The 20,945-nt window shown below is 63.5% G+C and carries 24 protein-coding genes; 12 read left to right on the top strand and 12 right to left on the bottom strand.

Annotation, left to right across the window (positions count from 1 at the left end; translation table 11 throughout):
- The first annotated feature begins 177 nt into the window (after positions 1-177).
- The 3 genes from uvrA (at position 178) to B5V03_RS18015 (ending at position 4,213) form a co-directional block, all read left to right on the top strand.
- Positions 178-3,153 carry an excinuclease ABC subunit UvrA gene (gene uvrA, locus B5V03_RS18025; protein ID WP_129271748.1) on the top strand — a complete coding sequence of 992 codons (2,976 nt, stop codon included), beginning with the start codon at positions 178-180 and terminating at the stop codon, positions 3,151-3,153.
- 128 nt (positions 3,154-3,281) lie between these two features.
- On the top strand, positions 3,282-3,845 hold the full coding sequence (locus B5V03_RS18020; protein WP_129271747.1) for a DinB family protein: 564 nt from the start codon (positions 3,282-3,284) through the stop codon (positions 3,843-3,845).
- Between the two features lie 44 nt (positions 3,846-3,889).
- On the top strand, positions 3,890-4,213 hold the full coding sequence (locus B5V03_RS18015; protein ID WP_129271746.1) for a hypothetical protein: 324 nt from the start codon (positions 3,890-3,892) through the stop codon (positions 4,211-4,213).
- Between the two features lie 23 nt (positions 4,214-4,236).
- Here the strand turns inward: B5V03_RS18015 and B5V03_RS18010 are convergent, their stop codons facing one another.
- Positions 4,237-4,470, bottom strand: a complete 234-nt coding sequence (locus B5V03_RS18010) for a DUF5615 family PIN-like protein (RefSeq protein ID WP_245502253.1) — start codon at positions 4,468-4,470, stop codon at positions 4,237-4,239.
- Between the two features lie 121 nt (positions 4,471-4,591).
- Positions 4,592-4,813, bottom strand: a complete 222-nt coding sequence (locus B5V03_RS18005) for a DUF433 domain-containing protein (protein WP_129271745.1) — start codon at positions 4,811-4,813, stop codon at positions 4,592-4,594.
- A 71-nt stretch (positions 4,814-4,884) separates the two neighbouring features.
- Between B5V03_RS18005 and B5V03_RS18000 the strand changes: the two genes are divergently transcribed.
- Complete coding sequence (locus B5V03_RS18000; RefSeq protein WP_129271744.1) at positions 4,885-5,544, top strand: HAD-IA family hydrolase; 660 nt, start codon at positions 4,885-4,887, stop codon at positions 5,542-5,544.
- Here B5V03_RS18000 and B5V03_RS17995 read toward each other — a convergent pair.
- The 4 genes from B5V03_RS17995 to B5V03_RS17980 all read right to left on the bottom strand — a co-directional run bounded on the left by B5V03_RS17995 (position 5,541) and on the right by B5V03_RS17980 (position 8,323).
- Positions 5,541-5,762 (bottom strand): hypothetical protein, encoded by a 222-nt coding sequence (locus B5V03_RS17995; RefSeq protein WP_129271743.1) that lies wholly within the window; start codon positions 5,760-5,762, stop codon positions 5,541-5,543. The genes B5V03_RS18000 and B5V03_RS17995 overlap by 4 nt on opposite strands.
- Before the next feature lie 126 nt (positions 5,763-5,888).
- Entirely contained in the window at positions 5,889-6,842 is a 954-nt protein-coding gene (locus tag B5V03_RS17990; protein ID WP_129271742.1) for a cytochrome D1 domain-containing protein, read from the bottom strand.
- Between the two features lie 2 nt (positions 6,843-6,844).
- Positions 6,845-7,414, bottom strand: a complete 570-nt coding sequence (locus B5V03_RS17985; RefSeq protein ID WP_129271741.1) for an SRPBCC family protein — start codon at positions 7,412-7,414, stop codon at positions 6,845-6,847.
- A 141-nt stretch (positions 7,415-7,555) separates the two neighbouring features.
- Complete coding sequence (locus B5V03_RS17980) at positions 7,556-8,323, bottom strand: AAA family ATPase (RefSeq protein ID WP_129271740.1); 768 nt, start codon at positions 8,321-8,323, stop codon at positions 7,556-7,558.
- Between the two features lie 244 nt (positions 8,324-8,567).
- Here B5V03_RS17980 and B5V03_RS17975 point away from each other — a divergent pair, with 244 nt between their 5' ends.
- The gene (locus B5V03_RS17975; protein WP_129271739.1) at positions 8,568-10,634 is read left to right on the top strand and encodes a DUF1217 domain-containing protein; all 2,067 of its coding nucleotides are present in this window, start codon (positions 8,568-8,570) and stop codon (positions 10,632-10,634) included.
- Positions 10,635-10,648: 14 nt separating this feature from the next.
- On the opposite strand, the gene B5V03_RS17970 is transcribed toward B5V03_RS17975, so the two are convergent.
- From B5V03_RS17970 to B5V03_RS17960, 3 genes are all read right to left on the bottom strand, one after another.
- Positions 10,649-11,509 carry a PCC domain-containing protein gene (locus B5V03_RS17970; protein WP_129271738.1) on the bottom strand — a complete coding sequence of 287 codons (861 nt, stop codon included), beginning with the start codon at positions 11,507-11,509 and terminating at the stop codon, positions 10,649-10,651.
- 9 nt (positions 11,510-11,518) lie between these two features.
- On the bottom strand, positions 11,519-13,126 hold the full coding sequence (locus B5V03_RS17965) for an acyl-CoA synthetase (protein WP_129271737.1): 1,608 nt from the start codon (positions 13,124-13,126) through the stop codon (positions 11,519-11,521).
- Positions 13,127-13,230: 104 nt separating this feature from the next.
- Positions 13,231-13,728: a hypothetical protein gene (locus B5V03_RS17960; protein ID WP_129271736.1), complete on the bottom strand. Its 498-nt coding sequence runs from the start codon at positions 13,726-13,728 to the stop codon at positions 13,231-13,233.
- A 94-nt stretch (positions 13,729-13,822) separates the two neighbouring features.
- On the opposite strand from B5V03_RS17960, the gene B5V03_RS17955 reads away from it, so the two are divergent.
- Together B5V03_RS17955 and B5V03_RS17950 are read left to right on the top strand one after the other, a co-directional pair.
- A complete protein-coding gene (locus tag B5V03_RS17955; RefSeq protein ID WP_129271735.1) occupies positions 13,823-14,182 on the top strand; it encodes a hypothetical protein in 360 nt (119 codons plus the stop codon).
- Positions 14,183-14,228: 46 nt separating this feature from the next.
- Complete coding sequence (locus B5V03_RS17950) at positions 14,229-14,504, top strand: GNAT family N-acetyltransferase (protein ID WP_129271734.1); 276 nt, start codon at positions 14,229-14,231, stop codon at positions 14,502-14,504.
- Between the two features lie 52 nt (positions 14,505-14,556).
- On the opposite strand, the gene B5V03_RS17945 is transcribed toward B5V03_RS17950, so the two are convergent.
- On the bottom strand, positions 14,557-14,955 hold the full coding sequence (locus tag B5V03_RS17945; RefSeq protein ID WP_129271733.1) for an SPW repeat protein: 399 nt from the start codon (positions 14,953-14,955) through the stop codon (positions 14,557-14,559).
- A gap of 228 nt (positions 14,956-15,183) precedes the next feature.
- Between B5V03_RS17945 and B5V03_RS17940 the strand changes: the two genes are divergently transcribed.
- A complete protein-coding gene (locus tag B5V03_RS17940; protein WP_129271732.1) occupies positions 15,184-15,459 on the top strand; it encodes a GNAT family N-acetyltransferase in 276 nt (91 codons plus the stop codon).
- Positions 15,460-15,508: 49 nt separating this feature from the next.
- Here B5V03_RS17940 and B5V03_RS17935 read toward each other — a convergent pair whose 3' ends face one another.
- A complete protein-coding gene (locus B5V03_RS17935; protein ID WP_164988101.1) occupies positions 15,509-15,907 on the bottom strand; it encodes a DUF3597 domain-containing protein in 399 nt (132 codons plus the stop codon).
- A 334-nt stretch (positions 15,908-16,241) separates the two neighbouring features.
- On the opposite strand from B5V03_RS17935, the gene B5V03_RS17930 reads away from it, so the two are divergent.
- Both B5V03_RS17930 and B5V03_RS17925 read left to right on the top strand, forming a co-directional pair.
- Positions 16,242-17,150, top strand: coding sequence for a DUF2189 domain-containing protein (locus B5V03_RS17930; RefSeq protein ID WP_129271730.1), 909 nt, complete (start codon positions 16,242-16,244; stop codon positions 17,148-17,150).
- Between the two features lie 135 nt (positions 17,151-17,285).
- Complete coding sequence (locus B5V03_RS17925; RefSeq protein WP_129271729.1) at positions 17,286-18,110, top strand: lytic murein transglycosylase; 825 nt, start codon at positions 17,286-17,288, stop codon at positions 18,108-18,110.
- A 74-nt stretch (positions 18,111-18,184) separates the two neighbouring features.
- On the opposite strand, the gene B5V03_RS17920 is transcribed toward B5V03_RS17925, so the two are convergent.
- The gene (locus tag B5V03_RS17920; RefSeq protein WP_164988100.1) at positions 18,185-18,514 is read right to left on the bottom strand and encodes a hypothetical protein; all 330 of its coding nucleotides are present in this window, start codon (positions 18,512-18,514) and stop codon (positions 18,185-18,187) included.
- A 718-nt stretch (positions 18,515-19,232) separates the two neighbouring features.
- Here B5V03_RS17920 and B5V03_RS17915 point away from each other — a divergent pair.
- Both B5V03_RS17915 and trmFO read left to right on the top strand, forming a co-directional pair.
- Positions 19,233-19,385 (top strand): DUF1127 domain-containing protein, encoded by a 153-nt coding sequence (locus B5V03_RS17915; RefSeq protein ID WP_092028666.1) that lies wholly within the window; start codon positions 19,233-19,235, stop codon positions 19,383-19,385.
- A 126-nt stretch (positions 19,386-19,511) separates the two neighbouring features.
- A complete protein-coding gene (trmFO, locus tag B5V03_RS17910; protein WP_129271728.1) occupies positions 19,512-20,939 on the top strand; it encodes a methylenetetrahydrofolate--tRNA-(uracil(54)-C(5))-methyltransferase (FADH(2)-oxidizing) TrmFO in 1,428 nt (475 codons plus the stop codon).
- Positions 20,940-20,945 lie beyond the last annotated feature (6 nt).

The following is a 20,945-nucleotide window of genomic DNA, read 5'->3' as shown; positions in this document are numbered from 1 at the left end:
CAGATGCCGCCAGCGCGCCAACAATCCGTTGACGATTCGCAAGTCGCACTGGAAATCTGTCCTCGTTCTTCCTACGTTCGCTGACAACCCCATCGGCGCCGATCCCGGTTCCGGACGAAGCGCGCCTCCAGCGCTGGCGCGATCGCGCACCTTTGGGATTCCTTGAGGGCAACCCGGATGGATGAAGTGATCAAGGCGAAGCGCCAACAGCAGAACGCAGGCTCCAGCCGGCACGCAATTACGATCCGCGGCGCGCGCGAGCACAACCTCAAGAACGTCGACGTCGAGATTCCCCGCGACAAGCTCGTGGTGTTCACCGGGCTCTCAGGCTCCGGTAAGTCCTCGCTCGCCTTCGACACCATCTACGCCGAGGGCCAGCGCCGCTACGTCGAGTCGCTGTCGGCGTATGCGCGCCAATTCCTGGAGATGATGCAGAAGCCCGACGTCGACCAGATCGACGGCCTGTCGCCGGCGATCTCGATCGAGCAGAAGACGACCTCGAAGAACCCGCGCTCGACCGTCGGCACCGTCACCGAGATCTACGACTACATGCGCCTCTTGTGGGCGCGCGTCGGCGTGCCCTATTCGCCAGCGACGGGCCTGCCGATCGAGAGCCAGACCGTTTCGCAGATGGTCGACCGCGTGCTCGCGCTGCCCGAAGGCACCCGCCTCTATCTGCTCGCGCCCGTCGTTCGCGGCCGCAAGGGCGAATACAGGAAAGAGCTCGCCGAATGGCTGAAGAAGGGCTTTCAGCGCGTCAAGATCGACGGCAGCTTCCATGAACTGGCGGAAGCGCCTGTTCTCGACAAGAAATTCCCGCACGACATCGACGTCGTCGTCGATCGCATCGTGGTGCGCGCCGATATCGGCCAGCGCCTCGCCGAAAGCTTTGAGACCGCGCTGAAGCTCGCCGAAGGCCTCGCCGTCGTCGAGTTCGCCGACGCGCCCGCGGCGGCACCCGCCGAAGAAAAGAAGAAGACCGCAAAGATCCACGACAAGAGCGGCCCCGAGCGCATCCTGTTCTCGGAAAAATTCGCCTGCCCGGTGTCCGGCTTCACCATCCCCGAGGTCGAGCCGCGCCTGTTCTCGTTCAACAATCCCTATGGCGCCTGCCCCGCGTGCGGCGGTCTCGGCGTCGAGCAGCATGTCGACGAGGACCTCGTCATTCCCGACAAGGAGCTTGCGATCGGCAAGGGCGCGATCGCGCCCTGGGCCAAGTCGTCGTCGCCCTACTACGTGCAGACGCTGACCGCGCTCGGCAAGCACTACAAGTTCACGCTGACCACCAAATGGAAGGATCTGCCGAAGAAGACGCAGAACGCGATCCTCCATGGCTCCGGCGAGGACGAGATCAAGTTCTCCTACGAGGACGGCGTCCGCTCCTACGACACCAAAAAACCGTTCGAAGGCGTCATCACCAACATCAACCGCCGCTATCGCGAGACCGAGAGCGAGTGGGCGCGCGAGGAACTCGCAAAGTATTTCCACGACGTGCCGTGCGGCGGCTGTAACGGTTTCCGGCTGAAGCCGGAGGCGCTCTGCGTCAAGGTCGGCACCAAGCATATCGGCGAGATCTCGGAGCTGTCGGTGAAGAATGCCGGCACCTGGTTCGAGACCGTGCCGGATTCCCTGAACGCGCAGCAGAACGAAATCGCCGGACGCATCCTCAAGGAGATCCGCGAGCGCCTCACCTTCCTGCTGGACGTTGGCCTCAACTATCTCACCCTGTCCCGCTCCTCCGGCACGCTGTCCGGCGGCGAGAGCCAGCGCATCCGCCTGGCCTCGCAGATCGGCTCGGGCCTGACGGGCGTGCTCTACGTGCTCGACGAGCCCTCGATCGGCCTGCACCAGCGCGACAATGCCCGCCTGCTCGACACCCTCAAGCGGCTGCGCGACCTCGGCAACACCGTGATCGTGGTCGAGCATGACGAGGACGCCATTCTCCTCGCCGACTACGTCCTCGACATCGGCCCCGGCGCCGGCATGCATGGCGGCAACATCGTCGCCGAGGGCACGCCCGCCGAGATCATGCGCAACCCGAAATCGCTGACCGGCAAATACCTGACCGGCGAGCTCGAGGTCGAGGTGCCGGAGCGGCGTCCGCCGAACCATCGCCGCACCATCAAGGTGGTCAACGCGCGCGGCAATAACCTCAAGAACGTCACGGCCGAGATTCCGCTCGGCCTGTTCACGGCCGTCACCGGCGTCTCCGGCGGCGGCAAGTCGACGCTGCTGATCGACACGCTCTACAAGGCCATCGCGCGCAAGCTGAACAATGCCAGCGAGGGCGCCGCGCCGCACGACCGCATCGAGGGCCTCGAGCATATCGACAAGATCATCGACATCGACCAGTCACCGATCGGCCGCACCCCGCGCTCGAACCCCGCGACCTATACCGGCGCCTTCACGCCGATCCGGGAATGGTTCGCAGGGCTCCCCGAAGCGAAAGCGCGCGGCTACGAGCCCGGCCGCTTCTCCTTCAACGTCAAGGGCGGCCGCTGCGAGGCCTGCCAGGGCGACGGCGTCATCAAGATCGAGATGCACTTTTTGCCCGACGTCTACGTCACCTGCGACGTCTGCAAGGGCAAGCGCTACAACCGCGAGACGCTCGAAGTCCTGTTCAAGGGCAAGTCCATCGCCGACGTGCTCGACATGACCGTGGAAGAAGCCGCCGAATTCTTCAAGGCCGTCCCGCGTGTGCGCGAGACCTTCCAGACGCTCCATCGCGTCGGCCTCGACTACATCCATGTCGGCCAGCAGGCGACGACCCTGTCAGGCGGCGAAGCCCAGCGCGTCAAGCTCGCAAAAGAACTGTCAAAGCGCGCCACCGGCCGCACGCTCTACATCCTGGACGAGCCGACCACCGGTCTTCACTTTCACGACGTCAAGAAGCTGCTCGAGGTGCTGCACGAGCTGGTCGCGCAGGGCAACACCGTCGTCGTCATCGAGCACAACCTCGAAGTCATCAAGACCGCAGACTGGGTCATCGACCTCGGCCCCGAAGGCGGCGACGGCGGCGGCGAGATCGTCGCCTGGGGTCCGCCCGAGGACATCGCCAAGGCGCCGCGGAGCTATACCGGCAAATTCCTGGAGCCGGTGCTGAAGAAGGCGAGGAAGCCGAAACGGCGGAGCACGAGCGAGGCGGCGGAGTAGAAGCTTTGGATCGAAGCCGTACGGCGGATTAGCGAAGCGTAATCCGCCACTGTTCTTGTCGTAAGACCGGTGGGCCACGCTTTGCTATTCTCGCCCGGCGAACCACGCAGGATCCGGGAAGAACCGACATGTCCGCTGGACTTGTGCAAACCTATCGCGCCTTCGCCCACAATAATGCTTGGGCGAACCATCGCCTGCTCACGGCTTGCGCCGCGCTATCCCAGCCGGAATTCGAGGCCCACCGCACCGGCTTCTTTCCGAGCCTGCAACGTACGCTGAACCACATCTACATCATCGACCTCTTCTACATCGACGCGCTCGAGGGTGGCTGGCTCGGACCGGCGGCCTGGAAGAACGAAGTGCCCTTTCCTTCCCTCACCGCGCTGAAGCCTGCGCAAGCGGCGATGGACAGGCGCCTGATTGCGATCTGCGATGCACTGACGCCCGCGCGGCTTGAGGACGTCGTCAAGATCAACCGCGATACGCGCGTCCAGACGGAACGCCGCGACCGGCTGCTGATGCATCTGTTTCAGCACCAGATCCATCACCGCGGACAGGCGCACGCCATGCTGTCCGAGACGAGCGTCGCACCGCCGCAGCTCGACGAGTTCTTCGCCGAGGGGGAAGCCCCTCTTCGGGCTGCCGAGTTCGCCGAGCTCGGCTGGACCGAGGAGACGGTGTGGAAGTCCTAGCCAAACACGATCAGCCGCCGACCTCGGGTTCTCATGAGTCCGCAATGCCCAGCCGAACCTACACACTCTTCCGCAACGCCATCCTCGCCCAGCAGCAGGTAACCTGCGTCTACGAAGGCCGCTACCGTGAGCTCTGCCCGCACATCATCGGCACCAACAAAACCGGTGAAGAAGCCGTGCTGGCCTGGCAATTTGCCGGCGAGAGCAGCGGGCCGCTGCCGCAATGGCGATGCCTGAAGCTGGCCAATGTCAGTGGCGCCCGGGCGCGCGATGGCCGCTGGCGTGAGGGCGGCTCGCATCGGACGGCACAGACCTGCATCAAGAACATCGATCTCGATATCAATGTTCACGTGCGCAAACTGCGGTAGTCCTCTCCCGATGCGAGGCGACGCTACAAGCGACGGGATCGAAAACGAATCTCGTCAATCACGACATAACGGCCGAAGAGTGCCTGACCGAATTGGTCAACGGCCTCTCGAAGCCGCGCCCGCACCAGTTCCCCGCTCTCCGGATCGATGCGCAGCAAGACCAGGCCTGGAACGACTTGGTTGCGACGAAAGACAAGCTCGCCAAAATCCTTGTCAGCCGTGAGGAGAAGACGTCCTTCCCGGGACGCCACAGCCATGACCTCCCACGTCACTCAGGCTCGCGGCAAACTCAGCGATATAGAGGACGTCATGACCGGCGCCCCGCAGTTCTCGCACCAGGGAGGCTGTGACGCACTCGTCGGCGAGCCAGAGCACGATTCAGCGATAAATGATGTCTTCGTCGGCCAAATAATCGGCCGCGAAGGCCTGCGCCGCCCGAATATCATCCGGCGTAAGCCGCGGATGCTCCAAGATGACGGCCTCGGTGCTCATGCCCGCGCCCAGCTCGCGTAACACCAATTCGACCGGCACACGCGTCCCGCGGATCACAGGCTTGCCGTCCATGATCGCCGGGTTGATTTCAATCCGCTCGTGCCGCATGGCTGTCTCCTAAGTCCGCCCAACATTAGCACGCCGCATCCCGCCTGTCAGCGAACTCGAAAATCCCTTCCATGCCCTATTCCCTCGCCATCTTCGACCTCGACGGCACGCTGGCCGACAGCTTCCCGTGGTTTCTGCGCACCATCAACGATGTCGCCGATCGCTTCGATTTCCGCCGCGTTACGCGTGAGGAGATCGAAGAGCTGCGGCATGCGTCGAGCCGCGAGATCCTCGCCCGGCTTGAGGTGCCCTTGTGGAAGCTGCCGGCGATCGCGCGGCATGCGCGGCGGTTGAAGGCGGAGGCGGCCGGCGAGATCCCGCTGTTTGCGGGCGTCGAGGCGATGCTGCAGACACTGGCTGAAAACGGCGTTCAGCTTGCGCTGGTGTCGTCCGACAGCGAAGCCAATGCGCGTGAGAAGCTCGGCGAGGCAGCGGCGCTGTTTTCACATTACGCCTGCTCGGCATCGCTGTTCGGCAAATCCGCGAAATTCCGCCGGGTCATCCGCCGTGCGGGCGCGGAGCCGGGCAAGGTCATCGCGATCGGCGACGAGGTCCGCGATATCGAGGCGGCGCGGGCTGCGGGCATCGCCTGCGGTGCGGTGTGCTGGGGCTATGCGGCACCGGCGGCGCTACGGGCGCTGGGGCCCGATCTCGTCTTCGAGCGGATCGAGGACATTGCGCCGGCCTTGCTGCCCGGCGCCGTCAATTTGCGCGATCCGACGCCGGCCTAGCGCGGCGGTTCGTGCTTCTCCATCGACAGCGCGATCCGCTCCAGAAAGCCATTCATGCGCCGGGTCTCGGCGACCTGCTGTTCATAGAGCTCGATCAGGGTCACGCCCGACTTGCCGCGCGCCTGCATGCCCTGCCGCCGCGAAAACCAGATCCACAGCACGACCAGCGCGACGAACGGCAACCAGGACATCGCAAGCTCGACCATCCACTTTTCCATCAGCCACGTCTCCATTTCCGCCGCTCGCTGGTCGGCGCATGACAACAATCCTGGATAGCATCTGTCGGGTCGGCGCGACATCCGGTTCGATGGTGGGGCAAACAACGAGTCCGGTGCCGGAGCCCCCTACTCCGTCCTGCGCAAGAACGCCCCGAACGCGCGCGGGCCGTCGCCGGTCTTGACCTCGCCCACGACCTTCAGCTCGGCCGCGTCGATGATATCCAGCGTGTTGCTTTCCCAGCAGGCGACGACGATGCGCTTGCCGTCGGCGGTGGCGGCGATGCCTTCGGGATAGTCGCCGACATTGATGCGCTTGACGGGCTGCAGCGTCGCGAGGTCGAACACGCTGACGGTGCCGCCATATTGATCGGTGACGAAGCCGCGGCCCAGCGTCAGCGCCACCGCATAGGGACGCATGCCGACTGGCACGCGGGCGATCTCGCGCGCCTCCGCAAGGTCGATCACGGAGACGTCGTTGGAGCCGACATTGGCGGTGTAGGCGCGCTTGCCCTCGGCATCGATGGTGACGCCGAACGGGCGGGTGCCGACCTTGATGACCGCCTTGCGCCGGCGCGTCGCGGTGTCCACGACCGAGACGCTGTCGTCGTCGCGGTCGGCCGAGAGCAGAAGTCTGCCATCAGGCGTCACCGCGAGGCCCGATGGCGAAGCGCCAACCGCGATGCTGGCGGTGACGCTGCGGTTTGCCGCGTCGATCACCCGCACTGCGGCCGCGTACCAGTCGGCGACATAGACGGTCCGGCCGTCGGGCGCCACCGCAATGCCGAGCGGCCCGCCGCCGACCTCGATCCGCCCCGCAACCTGCCGCGTTGCGGCGTCCACCACCGTCACCGCCTTGGCATCGGGGCTCGTGACATAGGCAAAGCGCCCGTCCGCGCTGACGGCAACGCCCGCCGGCTTGCCGCCGATCGGGATGGTCGCGACGCTGCGCGCCGTGGCGAGGTCCACGACCATCAGATCGTCGCTGAGCTGGTTGGTGACGAACGCCTCCTCGGCGCACGCGCTGCCGACACCGGCGGCGCAAAGGCTGGCGGCGAGCGCCGCCAGAACCATCGCCCGCACGGTCAGCTTCCGCTCTCGAGCTTCTTCTTCAGCGCTTCGAGCCCGGCCTTGTAGAGCCCGCTCACCGCAGTCTTGGCGGCTTCGTCGCTCAGCTCCGGCGGCGGATCGTTGTTGGGAAAGCCGCGGTAGAACGCGCCGGCCCATTCCAGCGTCGAACTCTTGCCGTCGGCGCTCGGCGTCACCGTCAAGGTCGAGGAATAATTGGTGACCGGCAACACCTTCACGTCCACATTGGTGATCCGGTAGGAATAGGTCATCGCACTGGCGTCGAGCTTGTAGAGCTCCTCGTCGATGGTGGCGCCACTGGTGAGCGTCAGCCTCCGCGTCGCGCCGATCTCGTTGCCCTTGTCGCCCTCGGTCTTGGTGACGGGCGGCAGCCAGTTCATGTCCTGGAAATTGCCGATCACCGCCCACACCTTGGCCGGCGGCGCATTGAGCTCGATGGATTCCCGCACCTTCTGCCGGGTCGGCCCATGCGCCCAAACCGGCGCAAACGCCGCCGTCAAAACCGCCGCGCCCGCAGCACTCAATACCGCGGCCATGGCCGTGCGCCGTCCAATCGTCACCCTCATCTCGTTTCCTCATGCGTCTCGTTGATCGTGCGCGACTTGGGGCGCGCTGGAATCATCGTAGCGCATTTTTTGCCGCTGCCGAAAGATTCTGGATTGCTTCGCTGCGCTCGCAATGACGATTGAGAGAGCCGGCGCCCTCGCCTATTCCCCCAGCGTCGCTTCCACGAACCCGTGCGGATCGTCGCAGAACTCCCGCATCACCCGGTAGTGATCGGTCTGTTCCACCGTCGTCGGCTCCAGGCCGTATTTGCCCAGCCGCAGCAACCGAGCGCCGGGATAGGCCATCAGCATCGGCGCATGGGTCGCCATGATCACCTGGCAGATGCGGGAATCTTCCATACGACGCAGAAGCTTGAGGAATTCAATCTGGCGCGCCGGCGACAGCGCGGATTCCGGTTCGTCGAAGATGAAAATCCCCTGGCGCTGGCAGCGCTCCTCGAAAAAACGCAGAAAACCTTCGCCGTGAGAGTGCGACAGGAAGTCGGGGCCGACCTGGCCGGCGTCGCGCGCAGCCTTGTCCAGGTATCGCGCCACCGAGAAAAAGCTCTCGGCACGGAAGAACCAGCCATTTGTGATCTTCGGCAGCCAGCTTGCGCGCAAGGCCCGGGAAAGTTGACCGCCCATCTTCTCGCGCGCTTCGGAATGGTCGACCGGCATGTAACCCTTGCCGCCACCGGCATCGTCGTAGCCGGCGAGCGCTGCGATCCCCTCGAGGATCGTCGACTTTCCGGTGCCGTTTTCGCCAACGATGATCGTGATGGCGGTCTCGAAGTTGAGCTCGAAATCATCCGGGAAAATCGGCAGGCAGAACGGGTAGGCCCCGCGATCGTGAACTTGCGAGGCGTCGAGCCAGACCCGCTTCAGGTAAGGCGCCGGCAGGTTGATCGTTCGACCGCTTCTTCGGCTCATGCCCGGCTTCCAACCCATTAATCCGATCCATCTCTCGATCGGAACATATCAAGAACACAACCCTCGCGAAAGCTGCATTTGAGAAACATACGGAAACAAATTGAAACAAAGCCGGTGTCCGTCACCGGGTGCAAATTAAGACGACGGAGCTACGGACAGGTTGCTGGCATGAGGCCAGCTCCCACCTCGCGACCCCGGCAATGATTGACGGACGTCCGGGACAGTAAGCCGCGAGGAATGCGCGATGGTATCAACCTATTTCAGTTACAGCTACATCACGCGCAATCTCAAGCAGTCCCTGGCGCGGGTCGAACAGCAGCCGGACGTGGCGCGAGAGGAGGCCTATTACAAGGCCAACATCGGCAAGGTGAAGACCGTCGACGACTTCATGAAGGACTACCGCCTTTATCATTTTGCGACGAAGGCGTATGGCCTGGAAGACATGGCCTACGCCAAGGCCTTCATGAAAAAGGTGCTGGACAGCGACCTCAACGACTCAAACAGCTTCGTCAACAAGCTGGTGGACAAGCGCTACCGGGAATTCGCCGCGGCATTTTCCTTCAAAGGGACAGCGACGCCGGTTGCGCAATCGGAGAACCAGACCGACGAGATGATCGGCCTGTACACGGCGACCAAGAAGAGCCAGGTCGATGCTCTTGCCAGCGACAAGACCTACTACAACTCCAAAATCGGCGGCATCACGAGCGCAGACCAGTTGCTGAACGACGACCGTCTTCGCAACTATGTCTATTCGGCCTTCGGGATCGACGAAAGCAAGTGGCCACGCGACACAATCAGCCAGGTCCTGCGCAGCGACCCATCCGATCCCAACAGCTACGTCAGCACCACTTTCACGTCGCAACTGAGCGGCCTCAACGCCCAGCTCACGCAGGCCAAATCGGACGTGAGCGCCACCAATACGAAGATCGCCGACTACACGGCCCAACTCTCGCAACCGGGCGCGGACGTGGCCCAGCTGAACGTCCAGATCCTGGTCGAGAAATATCACTTGGAGACGTATACGAAGAGCGTTTCCGACCTCGGCAACCAGATCGCGACGATCGGCAACTTTGTAGATCTGGCCGGCGCATTCGAGTTTTCGCCTGACGGATCGCTTCCGCCAGGTGTCTCCGCGCAGACTGCTGCAAATATCACGAACACGACAAAGCGGTTCGACGACAGCAAGGCCGCCGTCTATACGGCAGCAAGCCCGATCTACGAAGCTTTGGCGATCAAGCAGTTCAGAACGGACCTCCTCAAGATCAATTCACTCCAGGCGTTTCTATCGACGCCAAACGTGTATGATTTTGCGCTTGGCGCCGTCGGCCTCGATCCCGCAAAGGTCTCGCAAGATACGATCAAGGCTGTTCTCGAAAGCGACCTCAGCAACCCCAAGAGTTACGTGTATACTCTCAAGGACAATCGATACGTTCAGCTCGCGCACGCCTTCAACTTCGATGCAAAGGGCAATCTGACCACGCCCCTGGTGGCGCAGGACTCCGCTGAAGTCCTCCAGATTGCGAAGGACTACGTCATTCAAGCGGTGAAGAGCGCAAGCACGGCGAGCCCTCAGCAGCAAAAGGCAGTCCGGGCCCAAGCCACCAAGGATGCGACGGAGTATCAGCAGGCGATCGCAGGCATCGACAGCGTTTCCGATCTTCTTGCAAACAGGCCGATGGTCGATTTGATTCTGCTGGCCAAGGGTTTGGACCCCCGGAAAGTCAGCGACAAATATCTCGAGAAGATCTTCGCCTCCGATTTGAACAATCCCAAGAGCTTCGCCAACACCGAGAGCGATCCACGCTTTGCCGAGATCGTTGCGTCGTTCAATTTCGACAGCAAGGGCAACGTCGCGCGCCTGCCGATGATGGGTCCGCAGAAGCGCGATCAATTCCGGGAAACGCAGGCGAACTATGTTCAGCAAAGCCTGGAGCAGCAGCAGGGCGATACCAATCCCGGCGTGCGACTGGCGCTCTATTTCCAGCGAAAAGCGGGGGACATCACCTCCGCATACGACATCCTGGCCGACAAGGCGCTTTCGGAGGTGTTCCGTACCACCTTCAATCTGCCGGATTCGATGGCTGCGATGCCGATCGATCAGCAGGCCAAGTTCGTGGACAAGTTCATGAAGATCAAGGATCTGTCCGATCCCGCGAAGGTCGCGAAGCTGATGAACCGCTTCTCCGCCATGTATGACGTCAAGAACAACCAGATCAACGGCCAGGTTCAATCTCCCCTGCTCAACCTCTTTCAGGGATCGAGCTCGGGGATCAGTGACGCGGCGTACCTGGCCATTGCCAAGTTGCGATGATCGCGCGCCGGTATTCAGCCCAGCACCTCGAGCACCAGCTCCATGGTCATCAGCACGGGATTGTCACCACGGATCAGACGGCCCTCTGCAATGCCACCGGTGTAGTCGATCAGGGCAACGTCGAGCGCAGCCTCCAGCCCGCCGGAGGAGCCAGCTGCGATTGTCCCGGCCGTTATCGCGAGCTCAGTCGCAAACGGCTCGGTCACGCCGCCATGGGTGAAACGCGCACCGATCGTGGAGCCGACGCCGCCGCGAATCTTCGCGCGCGCGATACCGTGCGCGCGGCAAAAGCCCTCGAGGCAACCGGCAAAATCCTGATTGGGCCGCAGCCGCAGTGCGAAGGCGCGGCTGGTCGTGCGCACGCTGGTGCTCGCGGCCGCGACCGGTCCGAACAGCTTGAAGTTCGTCTCCGGATCAGGCTCGGCGGTGAACATCGCGCCATCGAGGCCGAACGCCTCAACTTCGAACGGCTCGGCGACGATGGTCTCGTCCGGCATCATGTGGCCGCCGCCTGCCTTGCCGTCCGCCTCGCTCCACAGCCCATGGCAATGAAAGAACGGCGCACCGTCGCGCATGCCGAGCGTCATGCTGCCGAGCCTCGTGCGCGTCACGCCCGCGGGCCGATACGTATCGCTGTAGAACGCGGCGTTCTCCCCGGTCTTCGACAGTGCCGGCATGACATAGGCGAACGGCCCAAATGCACCGCTGCCGAAGTTCAACACGCCGCCGGCAAATCCCTCGCCCGCAAAGCCGCGGCGCGCAGCTTCGAGCAGCGGCAGGCCTGCTTCAAGCGTGAACGTGAAGGCGCGCCCCCTCGCCTCCACCCATTGGATACGCTCAGTGACGGGCGCGCCCGGCTGCTTGATATTCCGCATGCTCTGCGCTCAGCCCGTCTTGGTCTTGTCGAGATCGAGCAGCCCGCGCGCCTCGAGCTCGTCGCGCACCAGGCGCTTCGGCACCTTGCCATAGCCGGATTTCGGCAGCGCCTCCCAGAAGAAGAACCGTTTTGGCATCTTGTAGCGCGGCACCTTCGGCAACAGAAACGCGGCCATCTCCGCTTCACTCACCGCCTTCTCGCCGTCGCGCGGAACGCAAACGGCAACGCCGACCTCGCCCCAGGTCGCATCGGGCACGCCGAGCACCGCGACCTCGCCGATCGCGGGATGCGTCAAGATCTTCTCCTCGATCTCGCGTGGATAGATGTTGGAGCCGCCGGAGATGTACATGTCGGAGGCCCGTCCGGTGATGTAGACGAAGCCCTCCTCGTCCATGTGGCCGAGATCTCCGGTACGGAACCAGCCGTTGCGGAACGCCTTGGCATTGGCTTCGGGATTGTCGTGGTAGCCGGCGAGCACCGCAGGGCCGATCACGCAGATCTCGCCGCTCTGGTTCGCCCCGAGCTCGCGGCCCTCGTCGTCCTGGATCGAGACCTGCATGCCGGTGCGCTCGAAGCCGCAGGTGCCGATCTTGGCATGCGGGCCGTCCTCGAGATCGTGCAGTGCCGCCGGCAGCACCGTGATGTTGCCGGTGACCTCGCCGAGGCCAAAATACTGCACGATGACCTTGCCGAGCTTCTTCAGCGCGGCCTTCTGGTCCTCGCGATACATCGGCGCCCCGGCATAGATGACGTGACGCAGCGAGGAATGATCGTATTTGTCGACGGCGGGATGCTCGACCATCATCTTCAGAATCGTCGGCACCGTGAAGAGATTGCTGACCCGATGCGCTGCGATCAGGCGGAAAGCCTCGTCGATATCGAATTTTTCCGTCGGCAGCAGCACGGTGCAGACGCCACGCGCGGTCTGCACCAGCTGATGCACGCCGGCGCCATGCGACAGCGGCGCCACCACCAGCGAGGCATCATCCTCAGTGACGCCGGGCGTCAGATCGGCGAGATGATTGGTGACGACAAAACCCATCTGGCCGTGGGTCAGCACCGCGGCCTTGGAACGGCCGGTGGTACCCGAGGTGAAGAAGAACCAGCAGGGATCGTCGTGCTCGACAGCGACATTCTCGACCACGCTGCCAGCGTTCGCGGCGATGGCATCGGCCACCGGGCGCTCGCCGAATGCGGCCTTGCCGTCGATGCTCCAGGTGAACTCCAGTGCCCCGCCGGTCACCGCCGCCGCGTGCTCGGGAAAATCCACGTGGCACAGAAACGCCTTCGCGCCGGAGGCCTCTGCGAGATAGGTGACCTCATCGGGCATCAGACGGAAATTGGTGGGCACCCAGACCGCGCCGAGGCGGAACGCGGCGAACATCGAGACAAACATCTCGTCGCCATTCTTGGAATGGACGAGGATGCGGTCACCCTTGGCGATGCCGCGCGCGGCGAGCGCCGCGGCCAGAGCCGAGACCTGCGCATCGATCTCGCGCCACGTCCAGGATCTGTCACCCCAGACGAAGCCGGGACGCGCCCCATGCCGCCGCGCATTCTGGGTCAGCATGTAGGCGAGATTCATGACGCGGCGGGACATGCGCAGGGGCTGCATGGGGCTTCCTCTTCGGGTGCGGTGGCGTGCGAGCCGTCCGCTCATTGCAGCCCATTTATCGCGATCGCCTCCGGCATCGCAAGGCCGATGGCCGCGCCCCTGCTCTACGGCTGCGAAAACGCAAACGGCGTCGTCGTGATGGCCTTCTGCTTGACACAGGCCTGCGCGCCAAAGCCGCCGCAATAGCTGCCATGCAGATCGAAACGGATGGTCCGCGGGGCGCCGCGCTTCATCGGCGGCGCAACGATCGCGTAGCTGCGGACGTAACCGTCGAATACCTGGCGTACGCTTCTGTCCGGCAGCGTCACCAAGATGGTCATGACACAGCCGCCGGTTCCGCAGTAGGTGGTCTCGCGCTCGCCACATTTGGTGTTGCTGAAATCGACGATGTAGTCGTCGCGGCCATCGCCGGTCAGGTCGATCCTGCGCACCGTATTCGCTGCAAAGCTCACCGCGCCACCACCCTGGCTCTCGCATTCCTCATTGGCGTAGCGCACAGCCTTCTGCACGCCGGGCGGATAATTCGAGAAATTGAACGGATTCGCATCATCGGCACGCGCAGTCGTGGCGAACAGGGCGAGCAGGAGGATCAGATAGCGCATGCGGGTTTGTCGCCAGCACAACTCGTAGCGTTCAGGGAATTTTAAACATGATCGGCGCAACCTTCATCAGTCCCCGCGTACAGAGTGCCGCATCATGGTCAAAGCGCCCGCCTTCCTGCTGTTGTCGCTGGCGCTAGGCGGATGTGCCGTGGCTCCGCAAGCCCATTTCGCCTCGGATCCCGCCTTCAAGCCGACACGCTATGCCTGGGATGGCGCCGGCGAAGATCCCAATCGGCCCGGCGATGCCTCACGCGCAACGCGCGCTGCCGTTGGCTCCGAACGCACCAGGTCGCAAGCCGGACTTCAGCCCTATTCCAGGGAATGGTGGCAGGCGCAGGACGGCATCGAGGCCGAGCGAGACGCCAGGGTCAACCGCTCCCTCGTCATCTGCCAGGGCTGCCTCCGCCCGCAGCCGCAGACGGAAGACGCAAGGCTCGCCAAAGCGAGCGATTGAACCATATCTCCTTGACGGATTCGCTGAAGAGCTGACCGGAGACGACATGAGCGACGTCATCGACAACAGGGCCCATCACCGCTTCGAACTCGAAGTGGAGGGCCATCTCGCAACCGAGCATTATAAGCTCGACGGAAACGTCATCACGTTCGAGCACACGGACGTGCCGAAGGAGCTCGGCGGCAAGGGCGTCGGCTCAAAACTGGTGCAAGGCGCGCTTGACCAGGTCCGCGCCGCCGGCCTGAAGCTGGTCCCGGAGTGCCCGTTCGTGAAGGCGTGGATCGAGAAGCACCCGGATTATGCAGATCTCGTGACGAGATAAGAGCACCACAGGCCCGCCACCCGTAGCCGGCGGGCCTGTCGATATCTACGGCCTATTGTCCATGCTTGAGCATGTCCTGGTCATTCAGATCCCAGTCCTGCCACAGCTGGAGTATGCCGAGCAGCACGACCACCGCGCCGAGGCTCGTGTGATAAACGCGAAGAAAGCCTTCGCCGGAATAGCCGATAACGTAAGGCGAGGCGCTGAGCCACAGCCCGATCAGGATCGTCATCACCTCTTGCCAGCGCTGCAGCGCGACATATTCGAGCTGGCTGAGGCCAAACACGACCAGGCCGACCGCGACTGCATTCAGGATCATCGTCTGGTGCCCGACGATCGTCGGTTGCTCCTGAACGGGAAACCACGGCGAAACGACGATCAGCGCGCCGAGCAGCATCCCGCACCAGTCTTCCCATGTTCTATGAGTATTCAAAAAACCAAAGTCCGACATCGTAACCTCCTACGAAAGAGGCATACGTCTGCGGCTGGCGATCATGACACTCCGAATGTCCAACGAGCCTGCCGGCCGCATTCGGGCGTATGTCCTGTCAAGGACGTGGGAACCACGCGTGGAACTTGCAAGAGCAATGTCGAGGATTATTTGTGGTCACTGCATCATGCTCGCAGAGCGAGGCTTGTCTTCGCACTGCAGCCACGAGGACGCATCGGAGGATCTTGCATGGCGGCATCGGTACGCGACAACAAGGACAGAAGCCGCTTCGAGCTCGATGTCGGCAGCGAGCTTGCCTTCGCCAATTACCGGCTGACGCCGTCGGCCGTGATCATCACCCACACCGAGACGCCGCGCGCGCTGCGCGGCCGCGGCATCGCCTCCGAGCTGGTCAAGGGCGCGCTGGGATTGATCCGACGCGACGGCAGGAAGGTGATCGCCGGCTGCGGTTTCGTCGTCGACTATCTCGACAAGCATCCGGAGGACGCGGACCTCGTCGCCTGACATAAAAGGGCCCGCGCAAGCGCGGGCCCTGGCAACGACCGAGGATCGGTCAGTGCTTGATTTCCGGCGGCAGCTTGCCGCCATTGGCGGCGAGCTTGGACATCACCTGCTTGTGCAGCCAGACGTTCATGCTGGCCGAGTCGTTCATGTCGCCGCTGTAGCCGAGCTCCTTGGCGAGGTCCTTGCGCGCGGCAAGGCTGGAGTCGATCTCGAGCGCCTTCATGAGGTCGACGATCGAGGTGCGCCACTCCAGCTTCTCACCCTTGTGCGCGGCGACGGCCGCGTCGACGATGGCCGCAACGTCCACCGTTGCGGCGGGCGCCGCAGCGGGAGCCGACGACGGCGCCGATCCGCTCGGCGCGGCGCCGGCCGGTGCGCTGCCTGCGGGTGCGGCGGAAGCCGGATGGCTGCCGAAGATCGCGCCCATGATTTTCCCGAAAATGCTCATGTCTGCTCCCCGAAAAGGATCCGTTGGAAGGGCCTTGAGTGGCACTTATAGACGAAGTTACTGCGTTGCGCCCGCGGAGTTCTGCGAACCCACGACCAGCATCAGCTTATCTGCGGCGAAATGACGACCGAATGACACATTGAGGTTGCACCGCGGCATCGAATTTCACCCAAGCGTGAGGGACAGGACTCGGAATTGAGAGTAGCCTTTGCATTCAACTCGCGAGCCCGTCCGGAATTCGCGTCTGGTTGGAATCGCGAAACTCAGAGAAGAGCGGCCGCTTGCGCCGTTTGCCGGCGCCGGATTCGGCTGCCCGGCAAGGGAGCTAGCGACCATGGCCACACTATACCAGGGCAATGTCCCCACTGTAGGCCAGCCCACTGATGCGGCTGGACCTGCGATCCGAACCATCCAACTGTCCGACCTGCACGACGCGCTCAAGCGCGGCTGGGACGATTTCAAGGCGGTTCCGAGCCACGCCATCATCCTCTGCGTGATCTATCCCGTGCTGGGCCTCGTGATCGCGCGCGTAGCGATGGGCTATTCGGTGCTGCCATTGCTGTTTCCACTCGCCGCTGGCTTCGCCCTGATCGGCCCGTTCGCGGCGCTCGGTCTCTACGAGCTCTCCAGCCGTCGCGAACGCTATGAAGAGGCCAGCGCCTGGGACGCCATGGAGGTGCTGCGTTCGCCTTCGTTCGGCGCGATGCTCGGCCTCGGCACGCTGCTGCTCGCTCTGTTCGTGACCTGGGTTGCGACCGCGCAGGCGATCTATGTCGCGGCGTTCGGCTATGAGGGCGCCTCCGGGATCTCGGATTTCACGACGCGCGTGCTGACGACCCGGCAAGGCTGGTGGCTGATCGTGGTCGGCTGCGGCACCGGCTTCCTGTTCGCACTTGCCGCGCTCTGCATCAGCGCCGTGTCGTTCCCGTTGATGCTGGACCGCCATGCCGGCGCGTTCGAGGCGATGGTGACCTCGCTGCGCGTCGTCGCAAAGAACCCGGTGCCGATGGCGGCCTGGGGCCTGATCGTGGCGGTGCTGCTGGCGCTGGGCACCATCCCCGCCTTCCTCGGCCTCGCCGTCGTCATTCCCCTGCTCGGCCACGCCACCTGGCATCTCTACCGCAAGGTGATCGTCTCCGATCCCGGCGCACGTCCGGTGCCGCCCCCGCCGCATCGTCCACGCAAGCCGGCCGCCGACTTCCCCGCCAACCTCTTCCCCTGGCGCAATCGGACGGACGCCTGACGAACTCGTGACAGGCGGTCCTGCCCGGGCTCGGCTTGGGCAGGGTCGTGCGCTGTCATACGCCTTGCTTTGGCCGCGGTTACAATCGACATTGCGCCCGCCGGTCAGATCACTTCACGGAATCCATTTCATCTGATGACCCCGACGATTTCTCGTCTCGCTCTCGCAGCCCTCGCCCTCACCGCATCCATCCTGTCCGCCCAGCCGGCCCTTGCCGCTGTTGCCTGCGGCTCGGGCAATTTCGACGCCTGGCTTGCGGACTTCAAAACCGACGCCGCCGCCAAGGGCATCTCGCAGCAGGCCATTGCAGCGGGGCTTGCCGGCGTAACGCTCGACCAGGGCGTGCTCAACCGTGACAAGTCGCAAAAGGTCTTCACCCAGACTTTTGAAGAGTTCTCCGGCCGCATGGTGCCGCCGCGAATGACGCGCGGCTCCAACATGATGAAGCAATACGGCTCGGTGCTGTCGCGTATCGAGCAGACCTATGGCGTGCCGGGCGAGGTGCTGGTCGCAATCTGGGGTCTCGAGACCGATTTCGGCGTCAACACCGGCAAGTTCGCCACCATCCGCTCGCTCGCCACGCTGGCCTATGACTGCCGCCGCTCCGAGCAGTTTCGCGCGGAGCTGCTGGATGCGCTGCGCATCGTCCAGCGGGGCGATCTCGCGCCCGGCGACATGAAGGGCGCCTGGGCCGGCGAGCTAGGCCAGACCCAGTTCATGCCCTCGTCGTGGATGAAGTATGCTGTCGATTTCGACGGCAACGGCAAGCGCGATCTCCTGCACAACGCGCCCGACGTGCTCGCCTCCACCGCCAATTATCTCGCCGGCTATGGCTGGCAGAAAGGCAAGGACTGGCAGCCTGGCGCTCCGAATTTTGCGGTGCTCCAGCAGTGGAACAAGAGCGAGGTCTACTCCAAGACCATCGCCTATTTCGCCACCCAGCTCGCACGCGCTCCTTAAATAGCGTTCGACCAAACGCGTAGGGCCGATCGCCCGGCGACCGGCCCTCACTTGGATTGCGTTGACCTACCCGTTTACTTGCCCATGGTGGCGTGCATCGCCTTGTTCAGGTGCATGCCGCACGCACCCATTTTGCTGTTGAGCAGCGAGTCCTGCGCCGCCGCGATCTCCTTCTGGGCGACCATCTTGCTGTCGCCGTCGGCCATGTTGTCGATCGCGGTCTCGGTCTTCTCCAGATTGGCCCCGCTGCAGCCGCCCATGGCGTGGTGCTTGGCGGCCTGGGCCGGCGCGACGGCGAATGCGACGGCGGCAATTGCGATAACCCCGAGTAACTTCGTCATGATATTACTTTCCTTCTCTTGTTCTTGGGACAGACTCGGCGACATTGCCGAAATCCGCGACACGACTTTCCTCCGGACGCGGCAACTTGCCGCAATAAATTCCCCGCGAGAATTGCGTGATGTTGCGCGCCGTGCAGAGCCGCATGCGAAAATTCTGATTTTCATTACAACTTGGTAATAAGACGATTGCACGCTCGGCGTGTGTGCGCCGCACCAACGATTCATGCGGTCGATCTCGGGCCAGAACACGCGCGCATCGAGCCTCCATGTATGGCCGACGGCCGTGCGACGGCACACATGCGCCTCGTGGATGGACCGAAATATCCGGCTTCGCCGCGGTCGCTACGATGAATCTCGTCAGCCCCGGTCGGGCGAATCGCGGTTGGCTCCTTCTCCTCGCGAGTCGGAACAGATCCCATGATATGAATATATAATCACTCTTACAATTGGCCGTTCATGCGAATCACGCATGCGAGACTTGGGCTTACAAGCTGCCGCTTCGCCTTGCGGGCCACGAGAACGCAACTTATTTGCACCATCAGCGGAACCGTAGGAATTGTCATAAGGCCGTGATTTCACGGACATTTATTGCAATACACGGGGGCTTCCGCCCAGCTGTTGGGCAGGACTGCCAAGAGGTTAATCGGTCCTTACCGATGCCATGCGCTCACCGCTTAGCTGCATCGCAACATCGGAACTTTCGCACTGCACCACTCCCATCTATATTCATTTCAACGATGAGGCCCGGGCAAGGGTTGAATCGAACTACAGGAGACTACCAATGCTGCTCTCGCTTATCCGTATGGTTCAGGCTTTCCGCGACTATCAGCGCAATGTTGCCGAGCTGTCCCAGCTCAGCGATCGCGAACTGGCCGATATCGGCCTCGATCGCTCGGACATCCCGCGCGTTGCCGCCGGTCAGTACCAGGGCTGATATCGTTCAGCCCTTAACCGGTCGAACCGATAACGCCCGCCTCGTGCGGGCGCTGTCGTTTTCAGTGGCAGAAAATTCGATCTCGGCGATTTCACTGACCGCCGAAAAGCGCTACCTGTCCGCCCCATGACAGGACCCCAATCGAATATTGTGCACGTGATCGGCGCAGGCCTTGCCGGCTCCGAGGCCGCCTGGCAGGTCGCCAAGGCCGGCGTGCCCGTGGTGCTGCACGAGATGCGGCCGGACCGCATGACCGAGGCGCACCGCACCGACGGGCTCGCCGAACTCGTCTGCTCCAACTCGTTCCGCTCGGACGACGCCGCCAACAACGCTGTCGGCCTGCTCCATGCGGAGATGCGCCGGCTCGACTCGCTGATCATGCGCGCGGCCGACGCCAACCAGGTGCCAGCGGGTGGCGCGCTGGCTGTCGACCGCGACGGCTTCTCGGCCGCCGTCACCAAGACGCTGAACGAGCATCCGCTGATCGAGATCGCCCGCGGCGAGGTTTCAGGCCTGCCGCCGGCCGACTGGAGCAACGTCATCGTTGCCACCGGCCCCCTCACCTCCGCAGCCCTCGCGGATGCCATCCGCGAACTGACCGACGAGAACGCGCTCGCCTTCTTCGACGCGATCGCGCCGATCGTGCACCGCGAATCCATCGACATGTCGGTGGCTTGGTTCCAGTCGCGCTACGACAAGGTCGGTCCCGGCGGCACCGGCGCCGACTACATCAACTGCCCCATGACCAAGGAGCAGTACGACGGCTTCGTCGCCGCGCTGATCGCCGGCGAGAAGACCGAGTTCAAGGAGTGGGAGACCAACACGCCTTATTTCGACGGCTGCCTGCCGATCGAGGTGATGGCGGAGCGCGGGCCCGAGACGCTGCGCCACGGCCCCATGAAGCCGGTCGGCTTGACCAACCCGCACGATCCCACCACGAAGGCCTACGCGATCGTGCAGCTGCGCCAGGACAACAAGCTCGGCACGCTCTACAACATCGTCGGCTTCCAGACGAAATTGAAGTACGGCGAGCAGCAGCGCATTTTCCGCACCATTCCGGGGCTGGAGAAGGCCGAGTTCGCGCGCCTCGGCGGCCTGCATCGCAACACCTTCCTCAATTCACCGAAGCTGCTCGACAGCCAACTGCGCCTGCGCGCGCAGCCGCGGCTGCGCTTCGCCGGCCAGATGACGGGCTGCGAGGGATATGTGGAATCCGCCAGCGTCGGCCTGATCGCCGGCCTCTATGCGGTAGCCGACGCGCGCGGCGAAACGCTGGCCAGCCCGCCGGGCACAACGGCCTTGGGCTCTCTGCTCGGCCATATCACCGGCGGCCATATCGAGACCATCGAGCCGGGCACGCGCTCGTTCCAGCCGATGAACATCAATTTCGGCCTGTTCCCGCCGCTTGCGACCGCGCCAACGAAGAAGCCCGACGGCACGCGCCTGCGCGGCAACGAGAAGACGGTGGCCAAGAAGCAGGCGATGAGCGCGCTGGCGCTCGCCGATCTCGATCGCTGGATCGCCGATCATCTGCGCATTGCCGCCGCCGCGTGAGTTTGC

It is taken from the genome of Bradyrhizobium betae, from assembly GCF_004123905.1.
GTDB classification, from domain to species: domain Bacteria; phylum Pseudomonadota; class Alphaproteobacteria; order Rhizobiales; family Xanthobacteraceae; genus Bradyrhizobium; species Bradyrhizobium betae_A.
The sequence above is the reverse complement of the archived record's forward strand: the minus strand, read 5'-3'. Positions and strand labels throughout refer to the sequence as shown.

Bases quoted from the DNA above. Each gene is read 5' to 3' on its own strand.
- B5V03_RS17935 (WP_164988101.1), bottom strand. From the start codon at position 15,907: ATGAGCATTTTCGGGAAAATCATGGGCGCGATCTTCGGCAGCCATCCG.
- B5V03_RS17925 (WP_129271729.1), top strand. From the start codon at position 17,286: ATGACCCCGACGATTTCTCGTCTCGCTCTCGCAGCCCTCGCCCTCACC.
- uvrA (WP_129271748.1), top strand. From the start codon at position 178: ATGGATGAAGTGATCAAGGCGAAGCGCCAACAGCAGAACGCAGGCTCC.
- B5V03_RS17945 (WP_129271733.1), bottom strand. From the start codon at position 14,955: ATGTCGGACTTTGGTTTTTTGAATACTCATAGAACATGGGAAGACTGG.
- B5V03_RS17970 (WP_129271738.1), bottom strand. From the start codon at position 11,509: ATGCGGAATATCAAGCAGCCGGGCGCGCCCGTCACTGAGCGTATCCAA.
- B5V03_RS17960 (WP_129271736.1), bottom strand. From the start codon at position 13,728: ATGCGCTATCTGATCCTCCTGCTCGCCCTGTTCGCCACGACTGCGCGT.
- B5V03_RS18000 (WP_129271744.1), top strand. From the start codon at position 4,885: ATGCCCTATTCCCTCGCCATCTTCGACCTCGACGGCACGCTGGCCGAC.
- B5V03_RS17950 (WP_129271734.1), top strand. From the start codon at position 14,229: ATGAGCGACGTCATCGACAACAGGGCCCATCACCGCTTCGAACTCGAA.
- B5V03_RS17985 (WP_129271741.1), bottom strand. From the start codon at position 7,414: ATGAGGGTGACGATTGGACGGCGCACGGCCATGGCCGCGGTATTGAGT.
- B5V03_RS17975 (WP_129271739.1), top strand. From the start codon at position 8,568: ATGGTATCAACCTATTTCAGTTACAGCTACATCACGCGCAATCTCAAG.
- B5V03_RS17995 (WP_129271743.1), bottom strand. From the start codon at position 5,762: ATGGAAAAGTGGATGGTCGAGCTTGCGATGTCCTGGTTGCCGTTCGTC.
- trmFO (WP_129271728.1), top strand. From the start codon at position 19,512: ATGACAGGACCCCAATCGAATATTGTGCACGTGATCGGCGCAGGCCTT.
- B5V03_RS17940 (WP_129271732.1), top strand. From the start codon at position 15,184: ATGGCGGCATCGGTACGCGACAACAAGGACAGAAGCCGCTTCGAGCTC.
- B5V03_RS18015 (WP_129271746.1), top strand. From the start codon at position 3,890: ATGCCCAGCCGAACCTACACACTCTTCCGCAACGCCATCCTCGCCCAG.
- B5V03_RS18005 (WP_129271745.1), bottom strand. From the start codon at position 4,813: ATGCGGCACGAGCGGATTGAAATCAACCCGGCGATCATGGACGGCAAG.
- B5V03_RS18020 (WP_129271747.1), top strand. From the start codon at position 3,282: ATGTCCGCTGGACTTGTGCAAACCTATCGCGCCTTCGCCCACAATAAT.
- B5V03_RS18010 (WP_245502253.1), bottom strand. From the start codon at position 4,470: ATGGCTGTGGCGTCCCGGGAAGGACGTCTTCTCCTCACGGCTGACAAG.
- B5V03_RS17980 (WP_129271740.1), bottom strand. From the start codon at position 8,323: ATGAGCCGAAGAAGCGGTCGAACGATCAACCTGCCGGCGCCTTACCTG.
- B5V03_RS17915 (WP_092028666.1), top strand. From the start codon at position 19,233: ATGCTGCTCTCGCTTATCCGTATGGTTCAGGCTTTCCGCGACTATCAG.
- B5V03_RS17930 (WP_129271730.1), top strand. From the start codon at position 16,242: ATGGCCACACTATACCAGGGCAATGTCCCCACTGTAGGCCAGCCCACT.
- B5V03_RS17965 (WP_129271737.1), bottom strand. From the start codon at position 13,126: ATGCAGCCCCTGCGCATGTCCCGCCGCGTCATGAATCTCGCCTACATG.
- B5V03_RS17955 (WP_129271735.1), top strand. From the start codon at position 13,823: ATGGTCAAAGCGCCCGCCTTCCTGCTGTTGTCGCTGGCGCTAGGCGGA.